This is a genomic window from Binatus sp. (SeqCode) (assembly GCF_049584895.1).
Classification (GTDB): domain Bacteria; phylum Desulfobacterota; class Binatia; order Binatales; family Binataceae; genus Binatus.
Genome location: NZ_JBAUYR010000033.1, coordinates 67,424 through 75,959, shown reverse-complemented (window position 1 = coordinate 75,959; position 8,536 = coordinate 67,424). Strand labels below are relative to the sequence as shown.

Annotated in this window: 10 protein-coding genes; all 10 read right to left on the bottom strand. The window is 60.8% G+C overall.

Annotated elements, in window-relative coordinates; translation table 11 throughout:
* A partial coding sequence (locus WB650_RS06170) for a sigma 54-interacting transcriptional regulator (RefSeq protein ID WP_423959831.1) occupies nucleotides 1-832 on the bottom strand: 832 nt, incomplete at its 3' end.
* A gap of 24 nt (nucleotides 833-856) precedes the next feature.
* Nucleotides 857-1,420, bottom strand: coding sequence for an HIT family protein (locus tag WB650_RS06165; protein WP_422303452.1), 564 nt, complete (start codon nucleotides 1,418-1,420; stop codon nucleotides 857-859).
* Nucleotides 1,395-1,691, bottom strand: a complete 297-nt coding sequence (locus WB650_RS06160) for an integration host factor subunit beta (protein ID WP_422303453.1) — start codon at nucleotides 1,689-1,691, stop codon at nucleotides 1,395-1,397. Before WB650_RS06160 ends, WB650_RS06165 begins: the two co-directional genes overlap by 26 nt.
* Nucleotides 1,692-1,741: 50 nt before the next feature.
* Nucleotides 1,742-3,484 carry a 30S ribosomal protein S1 gene (locus WB650_RS06155; RefSeq protein WP_423959829.1) on the bottom strand — a complete coding sequence of 581 codons (1,743 nt, stop codon included), beginning with the start codon at nucleotides 3,482-3,484 and terminating at the stop codon, nucleotides 1,742-1,744.
* Nucleotides 3,485-3,541: 57 nt separating this feature from the next.
* Nucleotides 3,542-4,240 carry a (d)CMP kinase gene (cmk, locus tag WB650_RS06150; RefSeq protein ID WP_422304199.1) on the bottom strand — a complete coding sequence of 233 codons (699 nt, stop codon included), beginning with the start codon at nucleotides 4,238-4,240 and terminating at the stop codon, nucleotides 3,542-3,544.
* Between the two features lie 109 nt (nucleotides 4,241-4,349).
* The gene (locus WB650_RS06145; protein WP_423959828.1) at nucleotides 4,350-5,213 is read right to left on the bottom strand and encodes a prephenate dehydrogenase; all 864 of its coding nucleotides are present in this window, start codon (nucleotides 5,211-5,213) and stop codon (nucleotides 4,350-4,352) included.
* Nucleotides 5,213-5,674 (bottom strand): DUF1648 domain-containing protein, encoded by a 462-nt coding sequence (locus WB650_RS06140; protein WP_423959826.1) that lies wholly within the window; start codon nucleotides 5,672-5,674, stop codon nucleotides 5,213-5,215. Before WB650_RS06140 ends, WB650_RS06145 begins: the two co-directional genes overlap by 1 nt.
* Nucleotides 5,671-6,777, bottom strand: coding sequence for a histidinol-phosphate transaminase (gene hisC / locus WB650_RS06135; RefSeq protein WP_422304012.1), 1,107 nt, complete (start codon nucleotides 6,775-6,777; stop codon nucleotides 5,671-5,673). The genes WB650_RS06140 and hisC overlap by 4 nt, the downstream gene beginning before the upstream one ends.
* A 40-nt stretch (nucleotides 6,778-6,817) precedes the next feature.
* Entirely contained in the window at nucleotides 6,818-7,867 is a 1,050-nt protein-coding gene (gene pheA, locus WB650_RS06130) for a prephenate dehydratase (protein ID WP_423959823.1), read from the bottom strand.
* A 121-nt stretch (nucleotides 7,868-7,988) separates the two neighbouring features.
* The gene (locus tag WB650_RS06125; RefSeq protein WP_423959822.1) at nucleotides 7,989-8,432 is read right to left on the bottom strand and encodes a hypothetical protein; all 444 of its coding nucleotides are present in this window, start codon (nucleotides 8,430-8,432) and stop codon (nucleotides 7,989-7,991) included.
* Nucleotides 8,433-8,536: the final 104 nt, after the last annotated feature.

Genomic DNA, 8,536 nt, shown 5'->3' with positions numbered 1-8,536 from the left:
CGTCCACGCCGGATCGCGTCGGATGCGCCGCTTCCTGCTCCATGATCGCAATCTCGTGCTCGATCGTCTTCGGATAGTGCGTGCGAATCTGGATGTCGAAGCGATCCTTCAGCGGCGTGATGATCCGTCCGCGCGAGGTGTAGTCCTCCGGATTCGCGCTCGCCACGAACACCACATCGACCGGCAGCCGAATCTTGTAGCCCTTGATCTGGACGTCCTTCTCTTCCATCAGGTTGAACAGTCCAACCTGCACTTTCTCAGTGAGGTCAGGCAGCTCGTTGATTGCGAAGATGCCGCGATTGGTCCGCGGGATCAGTCCGTAGTGGATCGTTTCCTCGTCGGCCAGGTACCGTCCCTCGGCCACCTTGATCGGATCGATTTCGCCGATCAGGTCAGCCACCGAAACGTCGGGGGTCGCGAGCTTTTCCGCGTAGCGCGCGTCGCGCCCGATCCAGGCAATCTCGAGCGCATCGCCTTTTTCTTCTTTCAGCTTCACGCATCGGCGGCATATCGGCGCAAACGGATCGTCATTGATTTCGCATCCCGCTACCACCGGTACGTGTTCGTCCAACAGTCCGACCAGCGATCGGATGATACGCGACTTGGCCTGTCCGCGTTCACCGAGAAAGATCATGTGATGACCGGCGAGCACGCCGTTCTCGATCTCCGGAATGACCGTCTCCTCGTAGCCAACGATTCCTGGCAGGATTTGCTCTTTGCTGCGCAGCCGCTCGAGCAAATTTTTGCGCATCTCCATCCGCACCGGCATCGTCTGGTAGCCCGCGCTCTTGAGTTCGCCCAGCGTCCGGATCTTCAACAGTTTTTCATTCATTGCGAATCCCGCAGCTAATCGATCTTAGGATAGTTCAGCGCCGAGGTTTTTGAAAATCGGCCGCAATTGCTCGTAGCTGTCTTCCAAACTTTGTGACAGCACGCGCGTCGAGGCAAGTACCGACATGAAATTGTTGTCGCCGGTCCAGCGCGGCACGATATGCCAATGCATGTGCTCGGCGAATCCCGCGCCGGCCACGCTGCCCAGGTTGGCGCCGACGTTGAACGCCTGCGGATGCATATTCTCACGCATCAATTTTATCGACGCCGCGACCGCGTCGATGAGCACCGAGCGATCCGCTCGGGTCAGCAGCTCCAATGACGCGACATGGCTGCGCGGCGCGACCATGATGTGCCCGTTACTGTACGGGTACTTGTTGAGCATGACGAGAACGTCGCGGTTATCGAACAGGACCAGGCGTTCGCGGCGTTCGGCGTCGGTGAGCTTGCCAAAACAGAAGATGCACGCCTTGGGGTCGGAGAGCAGGCTGCGCAGGTACGCGTATCGCCACGGCGCCCACAGCCGAAGCCCTTCGGCGGGGACGTCCGCATCGTCGCGCCGGTTAACGACCCGCTTCTTCGGCGCCATTTACTTCGATTCGGAGTTCCTTGCCCGCACGAAAGAACGGAATCTTCTTGGCATCGACACTGACCAGTTGCCCGGTCTTGGGATTGCGTCCCTGCCGCGCGCGACGCTTCTTCACCGCGAAGCTGCCGAACCCGCGGATTTCGATCCGCTCGCCGCGGGTCAGGGAGGTGGCCATCGCGTCGAACATCGCATTCACGATCGTCTCAGACTCGCGATGCGTAAACTTCTGCCGGCGCGCAAGTAGTTCTTCGATGATTTCCCGCTTGGTCATCGATCTTGACGCAGATCCGCGCCGCGCTGATAGCGGACCATGCTCCCCGTCTAGCTGGTTTTGCCGCCGCGTGCCGCGCGCCGCTCGCCGTCGTCACGATCGAGCTTGAGCTCTTCCTTCAAGATGTCTTCCATCGAGAATCGCGCCGCTTCATGCTCGCGCTTCAGGTAGGCCTGCATCTCCTCGCGCTCTTCGTGCTGCTTGACCGCCTTGATCGACAGCCCGATTCGGCGCTCCTTCGGATCCAGTTGCACCACCAGCGCGTCCAGCTCGTCATCGACCTTGTACAGCGACGACGGTTTGTCCACGCGCTCGTTGCTGAGCTGCGAGATATGGATCAGGCCTTCGATTCCTTCCTCGATTTCGACGAACACGCCGAAGTCCGCCACCGAGCTGACCTTGCCGTGAATGCGCGTGTTCAACGGATAGCGCTCGGCCACCGTATTCCACGGATCGGCGGTGAGCTGCTTGACGCCCAGGCTGACCCGCTCGTTCTCGACGTCGATTCCGAGCACGGTCGCTTCGAGCTCGTCGCCCTTCTTGACCACTTCGCTCGGATGCCGAATTTTCTTGGTCCACGACAAATCCGAAATGTGCACGAGGCCGTCGATGCCCGGCTCGATCTCGACGAACACGCCGAAATCGGTGATCGACTTGACCTTGCCCTTCACCTGGCTTCCGATCGGATGCTTGAGCCCGAGCTCTTCCCACGGATTCGCTTCGGTCTGCTTGAGTCCGAGCGAGATTCGGCGATTCGCCTCGTCAACCCCGAGCACCTGCACCTCGACCATGTCGCCCGGATTGACGACCTTCGACGGATGCACCGCGCGCTTGCTCCAGCTCATCTCGGAGACGTGGATCAAACCCTCGACGCCTTTTTCGATTTCCACGAATGCGCCGTAGTCGGTCACGCTGACGACCTTGCCCTTGATTCGCGTCCCCGGCGGATAACCTTCGGCCACCTTGGTCCACGGGTCGGGCATGATCTGTTTCATTCCGAGCGAAACGCGCTCGCGTTCGGCGTCGTACTTGAGCACGACAACTTTAACTTTGTCGCCGACCTTCAGCACTTCCGACGGATGCTGCAATCTGCCCCACGCCATATCGGTGATATGCAGCAGGCCGTCGATGCCGCCGAGATCGATGAACGCGCCGTAGTCGGTAATATTCTTGACGGTGCCTTCGAGGATGACGCCCTCTTCAAGCACCTTGAGCGTCTGTTCCTTGAGCGACGAGCGCTCGCGCTCGAGCACGCTTCGCCGCGAGACCACCACGTTGCCACGCGCACGGTTGAACTTCAGAATTTGGAAGCGTCCGCGCTGTCCCACGTACCGGTCGAGATTGCGCGCCGGACGAATATCGACATGCGATCCCGGCAGGAACGCCGGCACTCCGATATCGACTTTGAGCCCGCCTTTGACTTTGCCAAGCACCACGCCTTCGACCGGAGTCTCAGCCTGGAACGCCTTGTCGAGTTCGCGCCAGACTTTAAACTTCTCGGCCTTCGCGTGCGAAAGCATCACCGTACCGTTGTCGGTCTCGGTGCCTTCGAAGTAGACGTCGACCTCGTCGCCTTCCTTGACCGTGGGATGTCCCTCGTGGTCAAGGAACTCGGGGAGGGGGACCTGTCCTTCGCACTTGTAGTTGATGTCGATGATGACGCTGTCGCGCGTGATTAGAAGCACCCTTCCAACCAGCACGTCGCCGGGACGAGGAGCCTTCAAACTCTCTTCCATCAACGACTCAAAGTCATTTTCTCCTCCGCTCATTTGCTCTGGCAACGCTTTCTCCATTTAGGGGGACCTTCCGGGATTCCGGGACTTCGGGCTGCTGCGATCCTTACAACCGGGCTAGGCTCGTTTCAAGTCCTTGCCGGCGTTGTTTCGATCATTGATCTTCGCTTTCATCGCCGCAACCACTGCGTCGATCGAAAGATTGGTTGAATCTATCACGGTCGCATCGTCAGCGCGCTTGAGCGGGGCGAGTTCACGCCCGCTGTCACGACGGTCGCGCTCAACTAACTGATTGAGCACTTCATCCTCCGTGATCGACGCGCCTTTCTTCTTGAGCTCTTCATACCTGCGATGCGCGCGCGTCTTCACGTCGGCGTCGAGAAAGAACTTGAACTCGGCGTCAGGAAAAATCGCCGTGCCTATGTCGCGTCCTTCCATGACTACTCCGCCACCGACGCCCGCCGCGCGCTGCAACTCACGCATCCGCACGCGGACCGAGCCAATCGCCGAGAACCGCGACGCGAGCTCGCCGATTTCCGGATCGTCCTTCATCGCGGTCACGTCGCGGCCGTTGAGCAATATTTTCTCGCCGTCGAACTTTATCTTAATCCCCTTGAGAATCGAGGCTAGCTTCTCCTCGATGTTTGGATCGTCGGGGCTCAGACCCGCCTCGCGTGCCGCGATCGCCACCGCGCGATACATCGCGCCCGTGTTCAGGTACGAAAACCCGAGAGCACGGGCGAGCTCGCGCGCCGCCACGGATTTCCCCGCGCCGACCGGGCCGTCAATCGCGATGATGGGCTGCTTACGACTCATGCGGCGACTCGGAACCGGAACCGGCTTCGCTTGCGCGAAGCTGTCCGGCGGCCAGAAGCCATTTCCTCCCCTCGCGTTGCTCGGGTCGTCAGGATGACACAAAAACGGATCATCTGAGTTTTTCCCGCATCTCGCGGCCGCGATTAAAAATTTTCTCGACGCCGACTATGTCGCCGGTTTCGACCGCGCGCTGAAATTCGGCGAAGGTTCCACCGTAGAGTTTCAATGCGGCGACGATCGCCTCGCGATTCGTCACGAAGATGTCGCGCCACATCTCCCACGACGACGCCGCCAGCCGCGTCGTATCACGAAGCCCGCCCGCGCCATACTCCGCCGCGAGCTTGTCGCCGATTTTTTCAGTATCAAGAGCCGCGGCCAGCACGCTCGACACCGCCTGAGGCAGATGACTCGAGCGCGCGAGGATCGCGTCATGCGTTGCGGCGTCCATCATCTCGACGCAGGCGCCGGTCTCGTCCCATAGTTGCTCGATCTTGTTGATCGCCTCGGGCGTGCTCTTGGCCGACGGCGTGATAATCACGCGCCGATCCCGGAACAGAGCTGGGTCGGCGGCAGCCGCGCCGGTAGTCTCCTTGCCCGCGACCGGATGCGCGGCGACCAGCGATCTTTTGCCGGTGATCAGAGGCTCCAGCTCGCGAACGACGTACTGCTTCACGCTGCCGACGTCGGTCACGACTGCGTGCGGCGCAGTGTGTTCGATCATTTTTTCCAGGGTCGCACGCATCGTCTGAATCGGCACGGCCAGCACTATAAGGTCCGCACCGCGCGCCGCTTCGACCGGGTCTCGGGTCGCTATGTCGATCATGCCGCGATCGACGGCTACGTCAAGGTTCGCCTGCGAGCGTCCAAGGCCAACAACTTTGCCAACGACACCCGCGCGCCGCGCGATCAAGGCGAGCGAGCCGCCTATCAGGCCCACTCCGCACACCGTCATTTGTCGAAATAGTTGCGCCATCAGACCTGGACTCCGCCGCCGGGCGGCGCCGTCTTGGCCGATTTGTTCCGATTCGTATGTCTCAGCAGGTTGACGATCGCGATCATCATAAGCGCGAGCAGCGGGAAGATAACGTAGTTCATGTTGATATTCGCGCCGCGCACGTCGGCCACGATCACGCCGAACACGCCCGCCATTATCAGCACGTACGCGAGCCTGAACCAGGACAGCGCATTCATCGCGCGTCCCTGGAATTGTGCGGGCGAGAAAACTGCGGTGAGCCCGATCAGCGTGTACCCTGCCAGCGCGATTATCGGCAGCAGCAACAATCCGGTGAATTTCGACCCGTAAGCATCGACCTGCCCCGAGATGTCCCAGTGGATTGGAATCTGCGCGGGCACCGAGGACCACGACATGATACCGACGATGAACATCGCGATGATCAATGCCTGCGCCATCGTTTCTGCATTTCGGTTCTTCACGATTGCGCGCCTATTGCCTCGCCGAGCGCCGCGACCAGCCGCCGATTTTCTTCGGGCAGCCCGACGCTGATTCGCACGTGCCGCGGATAGCCGTACCCATGCATCGGGCGCACGATCACGCCCTTGCGCAACAGCTTGTCGTAAACCGCGCGGCCGTCGCCGACGTCGACCAGAAAAAAATTCGCATGACTCGGGACGAACGGCAGCTCGAGCCGCGCGAACTCGCCCTCGAGGTAAGTCATCCCCTCGGCGTTTACCTGCAGGGTCCGCGCGATATGCGCGCGATCGTCCATCCCTGCGATCGCAGCCACTTGCGCCAGCGAGGTCACGTTGAACGGCTGCCGTACCTTATCCAGCATCTGGATCATATCGGGCCGCGCGACCGCGTAGCCGACGCGAATGCCGGCCAGCCCGAAAATTTTCGAAAACGTCCTGAGCGTGATTATCAGGCGGCGGTCGTCGTGATCTTCCATCGAGTCGGGATAGTCCGAGTCGCGCACGAATTCGAAGTACGCCTCGTCGGCGGCGATCACAACGTGGTCCGGCACGCGCTCGAGGAATCGCTTCCACTCGGCGCGCCGGTAAATCGTCCCGGTCGGATTGTTCGGATTGGCGAGGAAGACAATTCGAGTGTTCGCGTCAATCGCAGCCGCCATCGCGTCGAGGTCGTGCGAGAATCCATCGCTGGTTTTTGCCACGCGATGATCGCCGCCAGCCGCCGCGGTCGCCAACGGATAAATCGCGAACGAATGCTCCGAGTAGACCGAGTTGAGTCCCGGCCGCAGATAGAGGAACGCGAGCAGGTTGAGCACCTCGACCGAGCCCGAGGCCGCGAAAACCCGCTCGATGCCGATCTTATGATGCGCCGCTATCTTCGCCCGCAGCTCGTAGCTCGCGCCGTCGGGATAACGATTCAGCTCGGGCAAGGCCGCCTTGATTGCCTCGAGCGCGAGCGGCGACGGGCCGAGAGGATTCTCGTTCGACGCTAGCTTGACCGGCTCGACGACGCCGAGCTCGCGTTGCAACTCCTCGATCGGCTTGCCCGGTTCGTAGGGAGCAAGCGCGGCGACGGATGAGAGTACGAGATCTTGTGCTTTGATCAAAACAGGTGAACGGCCACTGAATGGTGCTTGGCTGCCCGGCTCAGGCAGCGGCCGACCTTCCTTCAGGATATGATCCCAGGACCTTCAAGAATAGGGCCTTGGTCGACAAAGACTTGAGGGCGCGGGCGAGCTTGGGGTCCTCGCGATGGCCCATGACGTCGACAAAGAACAGGTATTCCCACGGCCGTGCGCGCAGCGGCCGCGATTCAATCTTCGAAATATTGATCGCATTGCGGGCGAACAGGTTCAACGCCTGGTTGAGCGTGCCGACCCGGTCCGCCACCGCGAACAGCAGCGTGGTCTTGTCCTTGCCCGATTTTTCGATCGGCCGCGTTCCCATCACCAGGAATCGGGTGGTGTTGGCTGCGACGTCCTGCACGTTCGACGCGATGGTTTTGAGGCCGTACGCCTCGCCCGCCGCCTTCGACGCGATCGCCGCTATCGACCCGTCCGCGGCCGCGCGCTGGGCAGCCAGCGCATTGGACGCGACCGCTTCAGTCTCGCATTTCGGAAAATTCGTGGTGATATAGCCGCGACACTGCGCAAGGCTCTGCTGATGCGACACGATTCTGCTGACTTCGCCCGCAACGCCGCTGAGCGACATTATCGAATGCCGAATCGGCAGCAGCACTTCACCGACAATCACGAGCGACGTGTCGATAAGCAGATCGAGCGTCAGCGTGACGGAACCCTCAGTCGAGTTCTCGACCGGCACCACGCCGAAATCCGCGCGGCCGTTCTCGATTGCCTGGAAGACCGCCGCGAACGACTCCAGCGGCATCAGCGCAACGCTCGAGCCGAAGCGCATCGTGGCGGCCTCATGCGAGTAGGTATGCTCGGGGCCGAGGAAGGCGACCCGCGGCTCGTGCTCGAGCGCGCGGCACGCCGAAATTATCTCGACGTAAATCCGCTTGACCTGATCGTCGGTGAGCGGCCCCGGATTCTCGGCGATCATCTTTTCGATAATCGCGCGCTCGCGGACCGGCTGGTAAACGTTGCCTCCCTCGAGATGCTTGAGCCGTCCAATCTCGGTCGCCACGCTCGCGCGCGCCGAGATGAGCCGCAGAATTTTGAGATTAATCTCATCCATCCGCGCCCGCAGAGTCTCGATCGAGGGAGGCTCTGGCAGGGACTTCCTTGCTGCCCGTGATGACATCGAACAAGAATGGCTACCCGATCAACGACCCCTTTTCAACGCGTTGCCAGAAGCCTCACTTCACGAAAATCACGCCGAACTGATTGTCGGTCACGTCGCCCGCATCGCTGAGCGTGAAATTCGAGGTGATATATCCAGTGGCGCCGGCGAACTGCCCGTCGCCTCCATCGACACGCCACATGACGGCGCCAGATTTCAGCTTCGGGTCCGCGCTATCGCCGAGATAGCCACGCTCGATCGAGCTGAACTGCAAACGATTGCCGTCGCCGAATCGGATACTGCCCTTCTCGAGAAATGAGGTCTCTCCCGTGAGCGTCACCTCCGATTCGAACTCGGCCTTGCCGCCCGCCGCAGGCTCGATCTTGCCCTGCACGCCCTGTGAAATGACCACGCTGGCGATGGTCGAACTCGACGCGCTGGTCGACGCCTTCATCACATTCGCCGCCGGACCCGGGCCGGCCTTTCCCTTGAACTGCATCGCGTAGATTATCTGTTTCATAATCGTTCTCCTCGTGAACGCTGCGCGCATACTTTCTAACATTAAGCTGCAACTGCAACCTAATCCGTGATTTTCCCTCGAAGGAGGGGAACCATCGCGGAAGG

Coding starts and splice junctions, on each gene's coding strand:
- pheA (WP_423959823.1), bottom strand. CDS start 7,867: ATGGATGAGATTAATCTCAAAATTCTGCGGCTCATCTCGGCGCGCGCG.
- WB650_RS06125 (WP_423959822.1), bottom strand. CDS start 8,432: ATGAAACAGATAATCTACGCGATGCAGTTCAAGGGAAAGGCCGGCCCG.
- cmk (WP_422304199.1), bottom strand. CDS start 4,240: ATGAGTCGTAAGCAGCCCATCATCGCGATTGACGGCCCGGTCGGCGCG.
- WB650_RS06145 (WP_423959828.1), bottom strand. CDS start 5,213: ATGGCGCAACTATTTCGACAAATGACGGTGTGCGGAGTGGGCCTGATA.
- WB650_RS06165 (WP_422303452.1), bottom strand. CDS start 1,420: ATGGCGCCGAAGAAGCGGGTCGTTAACCGGCGCGACGATGCGGACGTC.
- WB650_RS06155 (WP_423959829.1), bottom strand. CDS start 3,484: ATGGAGAAAGCGTTGCCAGAGCAAATGAGCGGAGGAGAAAATGACTTT.
- WB650_RS06160 (WP_422303453.1), bottom strand. CDS start 1,691: ATGACCAAGCGGGAAATCATCGAAGAACTACTTGCGCGCCGGCAGAAG.